The sequence below is a fragment of the Nocardia fusca NBRC 14340 genome, assembly GCF_001618425.1.
Lineage (GTDB): Bacteria > Actinomycetota > Actinomycetes > Mycobacteriales > Mycobacteriaceae > Nocardia > Nocardia fusca.
The window spans coordinates 390,165-407,137 of the sequence record NZ_BDCU01000017.1 but is presented as its reverse complement, the minus strand read 5'-3'; the positions used below and the strand labels follow the sequence as shown (position 1 = coordinate 407,137).

16 protein-coding genes are annotated in these 16,973 nt (G+C 70.5%); 10 read left to right on the top strand and 6 right to left on the bottom strand.

Features of this window, described 5'->3' with window-relative positions; genetic code table 11:
* Positions 1-61: 61 nt before the first annotated feature.
* Positions 62-805, bottom strand: coding sequence for a peroxide stress protein YaaA (yaaA, locus tag NF4_RS08325; protein WP_063126651.1), 744 nt, complete (start codon positions 803-805; stop codon positions 62-64).
* Between the two features lie 148 nt (positions 806-953).
* Here yaaA and NF4_RS08320 point away from each other — a divergent pair, with 148 nt between their 5' ends.
* Positions 954-2,711: a proline--tRNA ligase gene (locus tag NF4_RS08320; protein WP_063126875.1), complete on the top strand. Its 1,758-nt coding sequence runs from the start codon at positions 954-956 to the stop codon at positions 2,709-2,711.
* On the opposite strand, the gene NF4_RS08315 is transcribed toward NF4_RS08320, so the two are convergent.
* On the bottom strand, positions 2,673-3,320 hold the full coding sequence (locus NF4_RS08315) for a TetR/AcrR family transcriptional regulator (protein WP_084532986.1): 648 nt from the start codon (positions 3,318-3,320) through the stop codon (positions 2,673-2,675). The two genes, NF4_RS08320 and NF4_RS08315, sit on opposite strands and share 39 nt — an antisense overlap.
* A 269-nt stretch (positions 3,321-3,589) precedes the next feature.
* Positions 3,590-4,435, bottom strand: a complete 846-nt coding sequence (locus tag NF4_RS08310) for an SDR family NAD(P)-dependent oxidoreductase (RefSeq protein ID WP_063126650.1) — start codon at positions 4,433-4,435, stop codon at positions 3,590-3,592.
* Positions 4,436-4,567: 132 nt separating this feature from the next.
* Here NF4_RS08310 and NF4_RS08305 point away from each other — a divergent pair, with 132 nt between their 5' ends.
* The gene (locus NF4_RS08305) at positions 4,568-5,194 is read left to right on the top strand and encodes a TetR/AcrR family transcriptional regulator (protein ID WP_063126649.1); all 627 of its coding nucleotides are present in this window, start codon (positions 4,568-4,570) and stop codon (positions 5,192-5,194) included.
* Between the two features lie 37 nt (positions 5,195-5,231).
* Here NF4_RS08305 and NF4_RS08300 read toward each other — a convergent pair whose 3' ends face one another.
* Positions 5,232-5,966, bottom strand: coding sequence for a glucose 1-dehydrogenase (locus NF4_RS08300; RefSeq protein ID WP_063126648.1), 735 nt, complete (start codon positions 5,964-5,966; stop codon positions 5,232-5,234).
* Between the two features lie 121 nt (positions 5,967-6,087).
* Between NF4_RS08300 and NF4_RS08295 the strand changes: the two genes are divergently transcribed.
* From NF4_RS08295 to NF4_RS08280, 4 genes are all read left to right on the top strand, one after another.
* A complete protein-coding gene (locus NF4_RS08295; RefSeq protein ID WP_063126647.1) occupies positions 6,088-7,164 on the top strand; it encodes an NAD(P)H-dependent amine dehydrogenase family protein in 1,077 nt (358 codons plus the stop codon).
* A gap of 112 nt (positions 7,165-7,276) precedes the next feature.
* Positions 7,277-7,465 carry a hypothetical protein gene (locus NF4_RS08290; protein ID WP_063126646.1) on the top strand — a complete coding sequence of 63 codons (189 nt, stop codon included), beginning with the start codon at positions 7,277-7,279 and terminating at the stop codon, positions 7,463-7,465.
* Positions 7,466-7,550: 85 nt separating this feature from the next.
* A complete protein-coding gene (locus NF4_RS08285; protein ID WP_232330356.1) occupies positions 7,551-9,437 on the top strand; it encodes a hypothetical protein in 1,887 nt (628 codons plus the stop codon).
* A 254-nt stretch (positions 9,438-9,691) separates the two neighbouring features.
* Entirely contained in the window at positions 9,692-10,570 is an 879-nt protein-coding gene (locus tag NF4_RS08280) for a hypothetical protein (protein ID WP_063126645.1), read from the top strand.
* A gap of 12 nt (positions 10,571-10,582) precedes the next feature.
* Here the strand turns inward: NF4_RS08280 and NF4_RS08275 are convergent, their stop codons facing one another.
* Both NF4_RS08275 and NF4_RS08270 read right to left on the bottom strand, forming a co-directional pair.
* Positions 10,583-11,017 carry a ferritin-like domain-containing protein gene (locus NF4_RS08275; protein ID WP_063126644.1) on the bottom strand — a complete coding sequence of 145 codons (435 nt, stop codon included), beginning with the start codon at positions 11,015-11,017 and terminating at the stop codon, positions 10,583-10,585.
* Positions 11,014-11,577, bottom strand: coding sequence for a hypothetical protein (locus NF4_RS08270; protein ID WP_357981313.1), 564 nt, complete (start codon positions 11,575-11,577; stop codon positions 11,014-11,016). The genes NF4_RS08275 and NF4_RS08270 overlap by 4 nt, the downstream gene beginning before the upstream one ends.
* Positions 11,578-11,736: 159 nt before the next feature.
* Here NF4_RS08270 and rimP point away from each other — a divergent pair, with 159 nt between their 5' ends.
* The 4 genes from rimP to infB all read left to right on the top strand — a co-directional run bounded on the left by rimP (position 11,737) and on the right by infB (position 16,963).
* Positions 11,737-12,360, top strand: a complete 624-nt coding sequence (gene rimP / locus NF4_RS08265; protein ID WP_063126642.1) for a ribosome maturation factor RimP — start codon at positions 11,737-11,739, stop codon at positions 12,358-12,360.
* Positions 12,357-13,385: a transcription termination factor NusA gene (nusA, locus tag NF4_RS08260; RefSeq protein ID WP_063059735.1), complete on the top strand. Its 1,029-nt coding sequence runs from the start codon at positions 12,357-12,359 to the stop codon at positions 13,383-13,385. Before rimP ends, nusA begins: the two co-directional genes overlap by 4 nt.
* Positions 13,382-13,873 carry a YlxR family protein gene (locus NF4_RS39970; RefSeq protein ID WP_369690917.1) on the top strand — a complete coding sequence of 164 codons (492 nt, stop codon included), beginning with the start codon at positions 13,382-13,384 and terminating at the stop codon, positions 13,871-13,873. Before nusA ends, NF4_RS39970 begins: the two co-directional genes overlap by 4 nt.
* A gap of 108 nt (positions 13,874-13,981) precedes the next feature.
* On the top strand, positions 13,982-16,963 hold the full coding sequence (infB, locus tag NF4_RS08250; RefSeq protein WP_063126640.1) for a translation initiation factor IF-2: 2,982 nt from the start codon (positions 13,982-13,984) through the stop codon (positions 16,961-16,963).
* The last annotated feature ends 10 nt before the right edge of the window (positions 16,964-16,973 follow it).

Sequence of the window (16,973 nt, the reverse complement as noted above, 5' to 3'; positions counted from 1 at the left end):
CGAGCCTACGGCCCGGTGCGGCGCGGTCCGCAGCCGCCCGCCGGAGGTTCCGGGCCCCGAATCAGGTGAGGACGACCAGCTCGGTATCGGAGGCGACCTCGGTGCGCAGTCCGGCCTTGTTCGCGACCCGGGCCACCGCACGGATATCCCCGGGCTCGGCGCGGGTGAGCACCAGGGCCCGGGCCAGCAGGCCCTTGTGGTGCTTGTTGAAGTGGCTGACCACCGTGCGGGATCCGTCCGAGTGCTCGGTGAGCACCGTCGCGGTGACCGCGCCCGGTACCCGGCCGAGCTGCTGGTAGGTGCCCGAACGCAGGTCCACCACGAGTTCGTCGCCGGCCGCGTCGCGCAGGGCCGGGCCCAGGTGTTCACGCCAGACCGCCGCCAGGGTCGGCCGGCCCGGCAGTTTCGAGCCGCCCGACAGCCGGTACGCGGGGATGGGATCACCGGCCCGGACCGCGCCGAAAAGCGCCGAGCCGACCGCAATCCGGGCGAGCGCTTTCGCGCGCTGGGCCCGGGTGAAGGAACTCGCTGCCAGCGCGTCGTACAGGACGCCGGTATAGCGCTCCAGCGCCGGCCGGGTGGGGGAGGTGCGCACCGCGGCGTTGCGGGCCAGCTCGGCCTCGGAGTTCTTACCGAGTCCCAGGGCGGCCCGGGCGGCCTCCGGGTCGCCGGCCAGTGCGACCAGGTCGCCGACCAGCTGCGCACGGACCTCGGTGAGCGAGTCGAAGGCCAGCGCCGACAGATCCAGCGGGCCGCCGGAACCGCCGTCGGATTTGGTTTCGGAAGGGGGGAGCAGCACCAGCACGACCGGTTACGGTACCGGTCGCCGCCCCGCGCCCCCGGCGGCCCCGTCGGGGAGGGATCCGGGGCGCGGCGCCCGCGCCGAGCGTACGGCGCCCACCACCGGTAATCGAATGTGGCCGGCGGGCGCACAGGGGCTACGCTGGGCAACCGTGATCACCCGCCTCTCCCGACTGTTCCTCCGTACGTTGCGCGACGACCCCGCCGACGCCGAGGTGCCCAGCCACAAGCTGCTGGTGCGCGCCGGCTATGTGCGCCGGATCGCGCCGGGTGTGTACTCGTGGCTGCCGCTGGGCCTGCGGGTGCTGCACAAGGTGGAGGAGGTGGTGCGCGAGGAGATGAACGCCATCGGCGCGCAGGAGATCTCGCTACCGGCGCTGCTGCCGCGCGACCCCTACGAGGCCACCAACCGCTGGACCGAATACGGTGACGCCCTGTTCCGGCTGCAGGACCGTAAGGGCGCCGACTATCTGCTCGGCCCCACCCACGAGGAACTGTTCACCCTCACCGTGAAGGGTGAGTACAACTCCTATAAGGACCTGCCGGTCACCCTGTACCAGATCCAGGCCAAGTACCGCGACGAGGAACGGCCCCGGGCCGGCATCCTGCGCGGTCGCGAATTCATCATGAAGGACTCCTATTCCTTCGACCTGGACGAGGACGGGCTGAAGGCCAGCTACACCGCGCACCGCGAGGCCTACCAGCGCATCTTCGACCGGCTCGGGGTGAAGTACGTGATCGTCGCCGCGACCTCCGGCGCGATGGGCGGCAGTGCCTCCGAGGAGTTTCTGGCCGACAGCCCGGTCGGCGAGGACACCTATGTGGTGTGCCGGGAATCCGGGTACGCCGCGAATGTGGAGGCCGTGGTCACCCCCGCGCCCGAGCCGCTGCCCGTCGAGGGGCAGCCCGAGGCGCAGGTCCACGACACCCCCGACACCCCGACCATCGCGACCCTGGTGGACTGGGCGAACGGTGCGGGCATCGCCGAGCGCTACGGTCGCCCGGTCACCGCCGCGGACACGCTGAAGAATGTCATGGTGAAACTGCGGCATCCCGATGGGAAGACCGAGATCGTCGGTATCGGCGTGCCCGGTGATCGCGAGGTCGACGACAAGCGTCTCGGCGCGTCGGTCGAGCCGGCCGAGGTGGAACTGCTCACCGACGCCGATTTCGCCGCCAACCCCTTCCTGGTGAAGGGTTATATCGGTCCGAAGGGGCTGCAGGCCAACGGTATCCGCTACCTGGTCGATCCCCGGGTGGTCACCGGGACCTCCTGGATCACCGGCGCCGACGCACCCGGCAAACATGTCGTCGGCCTGGTGTCCGGCCGTGATTTCACGCCGGACGGCACCATCGAGGCCGCGCAGGTGCGTGACGGGGATATATCGCCCGACGGTCGTGGCCCGCTGGTCTCGGCGCGCGGTATCGAGATCGGCCACATCTTCCAGCTCGGTTACAAGTACACCGACGCTTTCGAGGTCGATGTGCTGGGGGAGAACGGTAAACCGGTGCGGCTCGTGATGGGGTCCTACGGTATCGGCGTCTCGCGCATGGTGGCGGTCATCGCCGAACAGCAGCACGACGACAAGGGTCTGCGCTGGCCGTCCGAGGTCGCGCCGTACGACGTGCACGTGGTGATCGCCAACAAGGACGAGGCGGCTCGGTCCGGGGCCGAGGAGGTGGTGTCGGCACTGCACGCGCAGGGCCTGGACATCCTCTTCGACGATCGCACCGCCTCACCCGGGGTGAAGTTCAAGGACGCCGAACTGCTCGGGATGCCCTACGTACTGGTGATCGGCCGGGGCTGGGCCGAGGGCAAGGTGGAGCTGCGGGACCGGTTCACCGGGGAGACCCAGGACGTTCCCGCCGGATCAGCGGTCGAGGCGGTGCTCGCCCGGGTCCGCGGCTGACCCGTCGCTTCCTCGCCGAGCGGGTCGGCGTTGCGTGGCCTGCTCGGCGAGCTGGAGTGCGGCCGCCCGCGTCGCGGCCGCGGCGGTCTGCTCGCCGGTGATGGAAAAGCTGATGATCGCGCCCTCGTGCAGGCTGAACAGCTGCACGGCGAGCAGATCCGGATCCGCGGCCCCGGCCGCCGCGGCCAGCTCCCGGAAGAGGTCGCGTAACCAGGTCTTCTCCTCGACGATCAGCTGCCGGCCCGGGTGATCGGGATCGGGCAGCTCGGCGAAAGCATTGATGAACCCGCACCCTCTGCTGTTGGTGGGCAGCCACTCCGGAAGTACGTCGAAGGGCGCCAGTAGTCGCCGGATCGGGTCGGCTTCCGCGGCGAGGTGGGTGTCGATCCGTGCCCGCCAGCGCCGGTCGCGATCTGCGAGGTAGGTGACGAGTAGGCCGTCCTTGGATCCGAAGCGGTCGTACAGCGTGCGTTTGGTGACGCCGGATTCGGCGGCGATGGTATCGACGCCGACGGCATGGACACCGCGCGAGTAGAAGAGCTCGCCGGCGGTGTCCAGGATGCGCCGGGCGCCCGGGGTCAGCTCTTCCCTGCCCACTGTGCCGGTCATGCCCACCTCCCTTGTCTTCACAGATCTGTGTACCTATCGTATAGGGCAACGGACTTTACAGATCTGTGTAGTGGAGGTCGATATGTCGCGCACGATACGGGTGCTGATGCGGTTCGCACGCGATTTCGCCCTCGGGGTACATGCCGGGCACGGCATCCGGCACGGTGTGCCGGAGCGGGATGTGCGCCGTCGCGGTGGTGCCGCAGAGAGGTGCGCCCCGTGATGTGGAGCCGCCCGTCCTCCCGGCCGGAACCGGGAGGACGGGGAGTTCAGGCGTGTGGACCCGGCCCGGCACCGGCCAGTAGTTCCCTCGTATGAGCTGCGAGACGCTCGGCCGACGCGATATCGAATGCCGCACCCGTCGTGTCGACCGGGGTGTCCTGCATGAAGGCGGACAGGAGCGGCACCGCCGGATGGTCGAGGTGGCGCATGATGCGGGCGACAGCGGCGTCGACGGGTTGGCCGCGACGGCGCATGCCGGCCACTGTCGCCGCGTCCTCGGCGGAATAGGACCCGGTGAATCCGGTCGCGGTCAGTCCCGGGTGTAGGAGCAGGTAGCGGATGCCGCTGTTCGCGTGCGCGCGCACGAAGGCGACCGCGAGCAGATCGCTGAGTTTGCCGCACTGGTGCATGACCGCGTCCGGGTCGTAGCCACGGGCGAACTGCAGGTCGTCCCAGTTGATCCGGGCGAGGTCGCCGCCCGGGCCGGAAAGGTCCAGGACGATCGGCGTGGTGGACCGGCCGAGTGTCTCGGCCAGGCCGTGGGCGAGGAGATAGCGGCTGAGGTAGAACAGCGCGAATGACGCCTCGAAGCCGTCGGCGGTGAGCGCACGCGACGATCGGTAGTACCGCGCTCCCAGGGCGAAGATATCGATCGCCGGATAGGCACTGCGCAGACGGTCGACGACACGATGGTTCTCGCTCACCAGGCTCAGATCGGCGGGCAGGAATTCCAGCCGGTCCGCGGCGCCGAGCCGGGCCGCCGCAGCATGAACGGCTTCGGCTTTCACCGAACTCCGGCCGATGACGACCACGCGATCGCCGCGTTCGAGCAAGGTCTGCGCCAGTTTCCGTCCGATTCCGTCCGTGCCGCCGGTGATCACCGCGGTTTTCATGGTTGCTCTCCATTCCTTCACGTCTCACTGGACTGATGAGTCTTTATTTCCAGACTCATGAGTCTGGAAGCGTGAAGGCCGGGGAAGTATTCCCGGTCTGGAAATCTGGCCTCTCGGGTCTAGTGTGGGAGCATGGATTCGGTTACCGTTCCCGCCCGCGGTCGTATCGACAAACAGCAGGCGATACTCGACGCCGCCTTCGTGGTGTTCAGCCGAACCGGGTACGCGCAGACCCGGATGGACCGGATCGCCGCGGAAGCGGGAGTCGCCAAAGCGACGGTGTACAGCCATTTCGGCGATAAGGAACAGGTCTTCCGCGCGGCGGTGCAATCGCTGTCGGAGGCCGCGCTGGCCGCGAATCTGGCCGTGCTCGACCGGCTGACGGAACCGGGGCCGGATCTCGCGGCGACGCTGCGCGCGGTGGGCGGCGCACTGATCCGGTGTTACTGCTCTCCGGAATCCCGGGCGCTACGCCGCCTCCTGTGTGCCGAGGCCGGGCAGTTCCCCGACCTGTGCGATATCGCCGATGGCGTGAGCGATCGTGTCGGCCGGGCACTGGCCGACCGGCTCGCCAGGTTCGCCGTGGCCGGTGTGCTGCGCATCGACGACCCCGACATCGCGGCGGCGCACTGGGCGGCGTTGCTCACCGCCTCGCTGCGGTCGCGCCACCGGTTCGGCGACGAGTCGCCGTCCGAACGCGAGCTGGACCGAGCGGTCGACGCCGCTGTGCGCACGTTCCTGGCCGCCTACGGGGTGTGACCTGTGGGTGCGGCAGGAGGCCTCCGCCGCTCGGTCGTTACTTGTGCGGAACCCCGGTGACCAGCCCACCGTCCACGACGAACTCGCTGCCGGTCGCGTAGGAGGATTCGTCGCTGGCCAGGAAGAGGATGAAGGTGGCGACCTCGGCCGAGTCCGCCGGGCGGCCCAACGGGATCGTCACCAGGTCGTCGGGGATGTTCTCGGTCATCGGGGTGCGGATGAGACCGGGGTGGACCGAATTGACCCGGATTTTGTGCGGGGCCAGTTCCAGCGCGGCGGATTTCGCCAGCCCGCGCACACCCCACTTCGACGCCACGTAGCCGTGTGCGAAGGGCGCGCCGCGCAGGCCCTCGACGGAGGAGACATTGATGATCGACCCGCCCCCGGCGGCGATCATGGGTTCGACGGCGGCGCGCATGCCCAGGAAGGTGCCGACCAGGTTGACGTCGAGGACCGCGCGGAACTTCTCCAGGGACAGCTTCTGCAGCGGGGCGCCGTTGACTATCCCGGCATTGTTCACCAGTACGTCGAGCTTGCCGAATTCGGTGACGGCCGTCGCGACGGCGGTATCCCACTGGTCGGGCTCGGTGACATCCAGCGGTACATAACGCGCGGCGGCGCCGATCTCGTCGGCCAGGGCCTTGCCCTCGTCGTGGAGAACATCGCCGATGACAACCTGCGCACCCTCGGCCACGAGCAGTTTCGCGTGGGCGGCGCCCATGCCCCGTGCGCCGCCACTGATCAGGGCAACTTTGCCGTCTACACGTCCCATGGCGGTGACGCTACCATGAAACTGGAACACGTTCTAGACACTGGTCCAGAGCGGTGCTCGGTTGGCAGGCGGTGGCTGAACAGCGTTTTCGCCGCCGCGATCCCCGGATCTAGGAGAATCAATGGCCCAACGCGTCGTCCTCATCGGCACCGGTAACGCCGGGCGGATCGCCCTCACCCAGCTCATCACCGACGAGCGCTTCGAACTGGTCGGGGTAGGGGTGTCCGATCCGGCCAAGATCGGGATCGATGCGGGGGAACTGGCCGGGCTCGGCGCCGGTACCGGGATCACGGCGGTCGGCGACCTCGACCAGCTGCTCGCCACCCGCCCGGACTGCGCGGTGTACTGCGCCATGGGCGACACCCGGCTGGTCGAGGCGATGGCCGATATCCGCCGCATTCTCGCCGCCGGAGTGAACGTCGTGGGCACCGCGCCCGGACTGCTGATGTATCCGTGGGGGACGCTGCCGGCGAAATTCTTCGCCGAGGTGGAGGCGGCCGCCGCAGCAGGCGGCGCGAGTCTGTTCGTCAACGGGGTCGATCCGGGTTTCGTCAACGACCTGATCCCGTTCGCACTGGCCTCCACCTGCCGGCAGATCGAGCAGGTGCGCTGCCTGGAACTGGCGGACTACGCCACCTACGACGGCTCCACGGTCATGTTCGACGTCATGGGGTTCGGCACGCCGCTCGACAAGACGCCGATGCTGCTGCAACCGGGTGTGCTGGGTATCGCGTGGGGTGCGGGGATGCGGGCGCTCGCGGACGGGCTCGGCGTGCAGATCGACGAGATCACCGAAACCTACGAGCGGGAGCCCGCCCCGGAGAGCTTCCGGGTCGCGGTGGGCGAGGTGCCCGAGGGTACGCAGGCCGCGCTGCGGTTCGAGATCACCGGCCATGTGGCCGGTCGCCCCGCCATCGTGGTCGAGCACATCACCCGGCTGCGCGACGATCTGCGACCGGACTGGGCGCGGCCGGCGCAGCCCGGCGGCTCCTACCGGGTGGAGATCACCGGCGAGCCCTCCTACGCGGTGGACATCTGTCCGTCGAGCCGGCACGGCGACCACAACTACGCGGCGATCCTGGCCGGTGTGGGCCGGGTGGTCAACGCCATACCCGCCGTGGTGGCCGCCGAACCGGGTATCCGAACCACCGGTGACCTGCCGTTGTACACCGGACCGGGGCTCCGGGCTCTCGGCTGACCAGGGGGATCTCCCTGCGGATTCGGCGGCGATCCGACAACGCACCTAAGCTCGGATGCCGGAGCGTACGAGCCGCTGGCTCGGCGCCGAACCTCCAGGGAAGGTGCGCTGTATGTATGAGCCCGAACGGTCCGGCCATCGCGAGCCGAACCTGACCGAATTGCGCGAACGGGCCGCGCACGGTGATTCCGACGCCGTCGCGCAACTGCTGGATCTCGGGGACGAACGCACCGATGCCGTGGATCTGAGCGAGTACGACCTCGGCGTGGACGCCGAGCCGAAGGCCGAGGCCGACCAGTAGGACCCACCGTGGAAAACCGTCGCCGACCCGGCTGGAGCACCGATCCCACGGTGCTCCAGCCGGGTCGCTTGTAGGGTGGGTCGACATGGGAACCGCTCCGGCACTCACACCGGAGCGAACGTCTATCCGGAGCCCGGCGGCGTTCCCGGCGCACGCGCGGGCCGCGCTGGGGAACCGGCTGCGGGCCCCCGGCGTCACCGTGCTGTGGGTGGCGGCCGGGCTCATCGCGGCACAACTCGCGGTCCGTGCGTGGGTGACCGCGCACGGATACTTCTACTGGGACGATCTGATCCTGGCCGGCCGGGCCGGGACCCTGCCGCTGCTGTCCGGTGATCTGCTGCTGCACGATCACGACGGCCATTTCATGCCGCTGGCCTTCGGGGTGTCCTGGCTGGTCACCACCATCGCACCGCTGAACTGGGGGGTGACGGCGGCAGTGTTGCTGGCCGGCCAGCTGGCGGCCTCGCTCGCGGTGCTGCGCATGTTGCTGGTGCTACTCGGGCGGCGCCGGGCGCTGCTGATCCCTCTGGCGTTCTATCTGTTCTCCCCCCTGACCCTGCCCGCTTTCGCCTGGTGGTCGGCGGCGCTGAACGCCCTCCCCCTGCAGTTCGCGCTCGCCTGGGTGGTGGGCGACGCGGTGCTGCTGGACCGTACCGGCCGCCGCCGGTACGCGATCTCCGGAGTCCTGGTCACGACGGTGGGGCTGCTGTTCTTCGAAAAAGCGGCCGTGGTGCCGTTCGTGGCGTTCGCCGTGGTACTGCTGCGGCGCTACGTCGACGGGCGCCGTCCGGCCGTGCCGGAGGTACTGCGACGCGGCGCGGGGCTGTGGGCCGGGGCCGCGGCGGTCCTCGCGCTGTGGGCGGTGTGCTATCTGGCGGCAGTCGGGATTTCGAGCGGCGAGGGCGGCTCCGCCGACCTGGCCCATATGCTGCCCCGCGCGGCCTGGGCCGGAGTGGTGACCGCGCTGCTGGGTGGGCCGTGGGGCTGGGAACGGTGGGTGCCGTCGGCGCCGTGGGCGGTGGCCCCCGGCTGGGCGGTCTGGGCGGCGTGGGCGCTGCTGGCCGCCGGAATACTGCTGACCATCCGGGCCCGGCGCGTGGTCTGGCCGGTGTGGGTGGCTGCGGTGGTCTATGTACCCGCGGTGCAGATTCCGGTGGTCCTGATGCGGGCGGGGCCCAATACCGTCGACGAACTCATGATGTCGCTGCGCTATCTGGCCGATGCCGCGGTGGTACTCACCGCCGCGGGCGCCCTCATCCTGCGGGCCTTCGTGCGTGGCCGCGCGGTGGGCGGCGCCCCGCGCGGACACCCGACGGGAGACAGCCGGTGGCGCGGACCCCTTTCCGCGATCGTCGTGGTGGCGGTGTTCGTGCTGAGCAGCCTCTGGTCGACCTACACGTTCACCCGCAGCTGGTCCGAGGGGCCGACGAAAGCCTATGTGACCACGGTGAAATCGGAGTTCGCGCAGTGGGACGGGGCTCCGCTGCTCGCGCAGGAGGTGCCGTGGACCGTGCTGAATCCGACGGCCTACCCCGAGAACGAGGCGGGCCGGGTGCTCTCGTCGATCGCCCCGCCCGGCGCCTTCGCCGCCGCCACCGACCGCCTGCGCATGATCACCGACTCGGGCGAATTCGCCGACGCCCGGGTCTGGTGGAACCGCGGAATCCTGCCCGGTCCGGAACCGGGCTGCGGTTACCGGATCGGCGGGGATCGCCCGGTCCGGGTCGCTCTCGACGGCCCCATGATCGCGCACGAATGGACCGCTCAGCTCAACTATTTCGCCGATCGCGACGTGACTCTCACCGTGGGGCTCGAACGCGGTGACCGGGTCGAGGCGCCCGTGCGGGCCGGACTGAACACCGTCTACGTGCGGATCGTCGGCAGCGGCTCGGCACTGATCATCCGGAACGGGACCCCCGGATCGGTGGTGTGCCTGGGTACCGGTCCGGTCGGAGTCGCGTCGTATTCGTAGCGAGGTGCCGCCGCGTCGGCGGCTCGGGTGCCGGGTGCTTCCGCCGCCGAATTACGCTCCCCGAGCATGCCTTCCCACTCCCGGTGGTAGCAGCCGGGAGTGGCGGTGGTTACGTGTCGGATGTCGTGTGGTGTCCGGGCCCACGGCCGAAGGCCGGGTTGGTCCGCTGTCGGCGGCGCGAGGTTTCGTGCACGGTTCAGCGGTCGCGGTCGCGGTCGCGACTGCCGGCCCGATGGTGAAGTGAGGCGGTGACGATGACCGAGGACGGTGCCTCCGTGGACTCCGTCGCCGGAGAGTTGGCCACCAGGCTGGGGGCCGTCGGGGGGTACGCCGGCGAGGCGATGCGACGCGGCGTGCGGGACGCCGCCGGTGGGGCACAGACGATCGCTCGGTTGGTGCAGGCGGACGCGGAGGCCGCGCAGCACATCGAGTCGGCCGATATCGTCGCCCCGGCCGCGCCCGGCCCCGCGGAGCCCTCGGCCGTTGGGGAACGCCCCCGGCCGGAGGCGGAGACCCCGCCCCCCGGGGGTGAGCGTCTCCGCGCGGGGGAGAAGGCCACCGAAACCGGTGTGGCCGATAACCACTCCGGCTCCGGTGACCGGCCGACGGCCGACGTCCCCCCGGCGCCCCCGGCCACTGAGAGAGTGGTAGGCGACCGGCCCGTTCCGGACCCGGCCGCGGCACCGCACGCGGCGGCCGAGGCGCACCCGGAGCAGGACACCACTTCGGCCCCGAAACCACCCGAGGCCGCCCCGCACCCGCCGGACCCGGGGCAAAACCAGGCGGAGCCTGCCCCCACCGCGGGCGACCCGCCTCGGGCCGACACCGCGCTCCCGCCGGCCGAGCCGATCGCCGCGGCGGCCGGCCATCACACCCCGTGGACTCCCGCGGGAGCCGAACAGGCATCCGGTCATACGCCCGGGTCCACGCCGTGGAACTCGGGGGCGGGCTCACCGATGCCCTACCCGCCCGGTATGCCGGGCGGGCTGGGATCGCTCACCCCGCAGGAACGCCCACCGCGGGGCAGCGCGCCCTGGTCGCGTGGCCGCGGTAGCCAGGAGGAGACGGTCTTCCCCCGGCCCCGGCCCGATCGGTCGAACTCGACCAACCGCACGGAATGGGCACCGCCCTGATCCGGAATCGGATCAGGGTTGCCCGGGGAACGCGGTGGTCGCCGGGGCGATACCGGCCGCCGCCTGCCAGACGGCTCGCCGCCCGGCCGATTCGGTGAGCGCTTCCAGACCGGTGCGCCGGAGGAGCTCGGTCCCGGCGTGTTCGATCACCGCGCGCCAGGCCACTGCAGTATCGGTTTCCACCACGACGGCCAGCCGTGCGGCCGACGCCGGGTCGGTGACCTCGACGGGCGCGGTATAGGCGGGCTCGGGAGGTGGCACGGCGGCCCCGTCGCCGGTGAGGAGATCGGCGGTGCCGTCCCGGCGGGCGCGGTGCGCGGCGGTGTGCTCGTTGACCGTGCGCCGCAGCTCCGGGCTCGAATGGGCGGCGATCACGCCGTAGGCGTAGATCGCCGCGTATTCGGCATCGAGGGCGTCGCGCAGCGCCTGCTGTTCTTCCCCGCTCATACCAGCAGTACCCCCACCTGGACCGCGCAGGCGGCGCTGATCGAGGCGAGCAGGCCCGCCCGGTAGCCGGACTGGGTGACGGCGAGATCGGACGCGGCCCGCTGCGAGGACGTCAGCTGATCGCGCAGCGCGGCGATACTCGGCGGCGCGTCCGGGGCCGGGGTCGTAGTGGGCGCGGGGGTGCGTACGGCGGGGGTCGTCCCGTCGCCGTAGACGCCGATCGCCCGATCGATCTCGGTGCGTAGCGCCGCCGCGTGCGCGGTGCGTTCGGCGGCGATGACGGTGAGCGCGTCCGTGCGCTGCGGCTCGAGCGCGATGGCGGCGGTGGCCGCCGCGGCATCACTGCGGGCCGAGAACTCCTGGGCGACCAGCACATCGGGCTCGGTGATCGGATCTTCCGCGCAGGAGGCCAGGGCGCCGACGGCGAACAATCCGACCGTGCCGCCGCCCGCGACCCGTAGCGCGGTACGGCGATTCATCCGGCGGGCGCTGCCCGGCCGGTCGGGGGAGGGGCCGCGGGGACACCCGGCCGCGGGCCGGTCGGTAACGCGCTCGGTCACCGGACCATCGTGCCAGACCGGAGGTGCCACCCGGCTGCGGGCACCACCGCGTGGACTTACCGCCGACCGCTGGTCCTTTACCTTCTCCGGGCGCGTTACGCTAGGTCACCGGCACAGAACATTTCCGTCCGCGTGACAACTGAACCAGGAGCTGCCCATATGCCCATGCCGACCGAGGAGAGGGTGAGCCGGCTCGTCGCCGGACTCGTCGCCGGTCGAGGATTCGATCTCGAGGGTGTCGAGGTTTCGACCGCGGCGGGACAGACCCGGGTACGGGTTATCGTGGATAGTGACCGCAGCGCCGACCTGGACAGTATCGCCGAACTCAGCGCGCAGGTGTCGGCTTGCCTGGACGACGCGGACGACGAATTCGAGGCCGCCCGGTACCTGCTCGAGGTGACCACCCCCGGAATCGACCGCCCGCTCACCGCCCCCCGGCACTGGCGCCGGGCTCGCGGCCGGAAGGCCGAGATCACCCTGAAACCGGGCGTCGAACCGCCGGAACCCGGCCTGCCGACGCGCTTCACCGCCCGGATCGGTGTCCTCGACGACGACCGGATCGCACTGGTACTGAGTGGTAAACCCGGACCGCGCCTGGCGAGCGTCGATCTGGCGGATATCGCGCGCGCCGTGGTGGAGGTGGAGTTCTCCCCGCCGAACGCGCGCGAACTCGAACTCGCCGGGGGCGTGGCCGCCGGCCGCCCACCCGCGGGAGTGGACGCCGCGGAGCCCACCGGAACTGCTGTCGCCGCGTCCGATTCGACCGAAGGGACCATGGAATGAACATCGAAATCGAAGCCCTGCGCGCCATCGTGGCGGATAAAGGGATATCGATCGAAACCGTGATCTCCGCGATCGAATCCGCGCTGCTCACCGCCTACAAGCACACCGAGGGCCATCAACCCAACGCCCGGGTCGAGATCAATCAGCGCACCGGAGTCGTGCGGGTGCTGGCCACCGAACTCGACGCCGACGGCAATGTGATCTCCGAATGGGACGACACCCCCGAGGGTTTCGGCCGGATCGCCGCCACCACCGCGCGTCAGGTCGTACTGCAGCGGTTGCGGGACGCGGAGAACGAGAAATCCTTCGGCGAGTTCTCGACCCACGAGGGCGATATCGTCGGCGGCGTAGTGCAGCGCGACGCGCGCGCCAATGCCCGCGGCACGGTGGTGGTGCGGATCGGCAGCGAGTTGCACGGGACCGAGGGTCTGATCCCGTCCGCCGAGCAGGTGCCCGGCGAGAGCTACGAGCACGGCGACCGGATCAAGTGCTACGTGGTGGGGGTATCGCGGGGCCCGCGTGGTCCGCAGATCACGCTGTCGCGGACCCATCCCAACCTGGTCCGGCGCCTGTTCGCGCTGGAGGTGCCGGAGATCGCGGACGGGTCGGTGGAGATCGTGGCGGTGGCCCGGGAAGCGGGGCACCGGTCCAAGATCGCGGTGCGTTCCACGGTCTCCGGGGTGAACGCCAAGGGTGCCTGTATCGGTCCGATGGGGCAGCGGGTGCGCAATGTGATGAGTGAACTGGCCGGCGAGAAGATCGACATCATCGATTACGCCGACGATCCGGCGACCTTCGTCGGCAATGCGCTCTCGCCGTCGAAGGTGGTTTCCGTCACAGTTGTGGACCCGGATGCGCGGGCGGCCCGGGTGGTCGTCCCGGATTTCCAGCTGTCGCTGGCCATCGGCAAGGAGGGGCAGAACGCCCGTCTCGCGGCCCGGCTCACCGGCTGGCGGATCGATATCCGCAGCGACGCGGCCCCGGATGCCGGAGGCGCGGTGCGAACGGAGGCGCATCGCCGGTGACACCCGACCCCGAATCGGCGTCCGCGCGGCGGGCGACCCGCGACCAGCGAACACGCCGCGCCGACTCGGTCCGCGCGCCGTCATCGGGGGCGGGGTTGGAGAGCACGCAGCGGTCAGCGGTAGAGTGGTACGAGGTTCGGTCCGAGTCTTCGGTTACCGACCGCGAACGCGGCGATGAGTCGGCGGCGCTCCGGCGCCCGGCGGTTCCGGTGCGAACGTGTGTCGGTTGCCGGAAACGCGAACCGGCCCCCGAACTGCTGAGGATCGTGGTGTGCGGATGTTCGACCGGCGACGGTACGGACACTGTCACGATCGTTCCCGATCCACAGCGCAGACTTTCCGGGCGGGGTGCGTGGCTGCACCCCTTTTCGGCTTGTCTGAGCACAGCGGTCCGGCGCCGAGCGATCGGCAGAGCACTACGAGTGTCCGGACATCTGGATATCTCAGCCGTGGAGCAACACCTCGAGAACAGGCACGAGCACTCATGAGCACACCGTGAAGTACCAACGATGAACGTCCATCGGAGTTAACCCGAGGTCGTGCGGGTCCCCGCCAGCAGGCGGGCGGCACTGCTCGACCTCTCAGTGAGGAGAGCAGTGGCAGGCAAGGCCCGCGTGCACGAGTTGGCCAAAGAACTCGGTGTCACGAGCAAAGAACTACTCGCGAAGCTCAAGGAGCAGGGCGAGTTCGTGAAGTCTGCGTCGTCGACGGTGGAGGCACCCGTCGCGCGCCGGCTGCGTGAATCGTTCGCGGCGAAATCCGCCCCGGCGAAATCCGGATCCAACGGATCCAAGACCACCGCGCGCCCCGGTCCCTCGGGCGCGGCGAAACCGGCGGCGCCCGGACCGCGTCCCGGACCGCGGACCCCCGCGGCCCCGAGCCCGGCCGATACCGCGCCGACCGCCGAGTCCACCGTGGCTCCGGCCGCCGGTGACGCCCCGAAACCCGCGGGTCCGCGTCCCGGCCCCGCGGTGAAACCGGGTCCGGCGCCCGCCCGGGAGCCCGAGCGTCCCCAGGCGCAGGCCCCCGCGGCCAAACCGGCCACTTCCGGCGCGCGTCCGGTGGGTAACGCCCCGCGTCCCGGTCAGCCGCGTCCGGCCGCCGCCCCCGGCCAGAGCCCGGCCCGGCCGGGCCCGAAACCCGGCCCCAAGACCCCGCGCGTCGGCAACAACCCGTTCTCGTCGGCGCCCGAGCGTGAGCGTCCGTCCCCGCGTCCGCAGCCGGGCCCCCGCCCGACTCCGGGCCAGGGCGGCCCGCGTCCCGGTCCGGCGCAGGGCGGACCGCGCCCGCAGGGCGGTCCCCGTCCCGGCCAGAACGCCCCGCGTCCCGGCCCCGGCGGTCCCCGTCCGGCAGCCGCTCAGGGCGGTCCCCGTCCCGGCGGTCCGCGTCCGAGCCCCAACTCCATGCCCCCGCGTCCGACCCCCGGCGCGATGCCGCAGCGTTCGGCCCGTCCGGGTCCGGCAGCCGGTGGTCGTCCCGGTCGTCCCGGTGGCGGTCCCGGTGGCGGCGGTGGTCGTCCCGGTGGTGGTGGCGGCGGCGGTGGTTACCGCGGTGGCGGCGGCGCCCCCGCCGGTACCGGTGCTCCCGCCGGTGGCGGCGGTTTCCGCGGTCGTCCCGGTGGCGGCGGTGGCCGTCCGGGCGGTCCCGGTGGCCGTGGTGGTGCGGCCGGTGCGTTCGGCCGTCCCGGTGGTGCGCCCCGGCGTGGTCGCAAGTCGAAGCGGCAGAAGCGCCAGGAATACGATTCGATGCAGGCCCCCTCGGTCGGCGGCGTGCGGTTGCCCCGTGGCAACGGTGAGGTGATTCGCCTCGCTCGCGGTGCGTCGCTGTCCGATTTCGCGGAGAAGATCGACGCGAACCCGGCCGCCTTGGTGCAGGCCCTGTTCAACCTGGGCGAGATGGTCACCGCGACCCAGTCGGTCAACGACGAGACCCTCGAGCTGCTCGGCGGCGAGATGAACTACGTCGTGCACGTGGTCAGCCCCGAGGACGAGGACCGCGAGCTGCTGGAATCGTTCGACCTGACCTACGGTGAGGACGAGGGCGGCGAGGAAGACCTCGAGCAGCGTCCGCCCGTGGTCACCGTCATGGGCCACGTCGATCACGGTAAGACCCGACTGCTGGACACCATCCGTAAGGCGAATGTCCGCGAGGGCGAGGCCGGCGGTATCACCCAGCACATCGGCGCCTACCAGGTGCTCACCCATCTGGGCGACGACGACCGGCTCATCACCTTCATCGACACCCCGGGTCACGAGGCATTCACCGCCATGCGTGCCCGCGGTGCGAAGGCCACCGATATCGCGATCCTGGTGGTCGCCGCAGACGACGGCGTCATGCCGCAGACGGTGGAGGCGATCAACCACGCGCAGGCGGCCGACGTGCCGATCGTGGTGGCGGTCAACAAGATCGACAAGGAAGGCGCGAACCCGGAGAAGATCCGGCAGCAGCTGACCGAATACGGGCTGGTGGCCGAGGAATACGGTGGCGACACCATGTTCGTCGACATCTCCGCCAAACAGGGCACCAATATCGACGCCCTGCTGGAGGCCGTACTGCTCACCGCGGACGCCGCGCTCGACCTGCGGGCGAACCCGGAGCAGGACGCCCAGGGTGTGGCCATCGAGGCGCATCTGGACCGCGGTCGCGGCCCGGTCGCCACGGTGCTCATCCAGCGCGGCACGCTGCGGGTCGGCGATTCCATCGTCGCCGGCGACGCCTACGGCCGCGTCCGCCGGATGGTCGACGAGCACGGCGCCGATGTCGAGGCCGCCCTGCCGTCGCGGCCGGTGCAGGTGGTCGGCTTCACCTCGGTGCCCGGCGCCGGTGACAACCTGCTGGTGGTGGACGAGGACCGTATCGCCCGCCAGATCGCCGACCGGCGCAACGCGCGGAAGCGCAACGCGCTGGCCGCACGCAGCCGCAAGCGCATCAGCCTGGAAGATCTGGATGCCGCGCTGAAGGAGACCAGCGAGCTCAACCTCATCCTCAAGGGCGACAACTCCGGTACCGTCGAGGCGCTGGAAGAGGCCCTGCTCGGGATCGAGATCGACGACGAGGTGCGCCTGCGGGTCATCGACCGCGGTGTCGGTGGTGTCACCGAGACCAACGTCAACCTGGCGTCGGCATCGAACGCGATCATCATCGGGTTCAATGTCCGGGCCGAGGGCAAGGCCACCGAGCTGGCCAACCGCGAAGGCGTGGACATCCGGTACTACTCCGTGATCTACCAGGCCATCGACGAGATCGAGAGCGCGCTCAAGGGCATGCTCAAGCCGATCTACGAAGAGGTGGAACTGGGCCGCGCCGAGATCAGGGCGATCTTCCGGTCGTCCAAGATCGGTCTCATCGCCGGTTGCATGGTCACCTCGGGCAGCGTCAAACGCAATGCCAAGGCCCGCCTGCTGCGCGACAACGTGGTGGTCGCCGAATCCACGACGATCAGCTCGCTGCGCCGGGAGAAGGACGATGCCACCGAGGTCCGCGAGGGCTTCGAATGCGGTATGACGCTGACCTACTCCGATATCAAGGAAGGCGACATCATCGAGGCCTACGAGTTGCGCGAGAAGCCGCGCGACTGAGCTGATACGG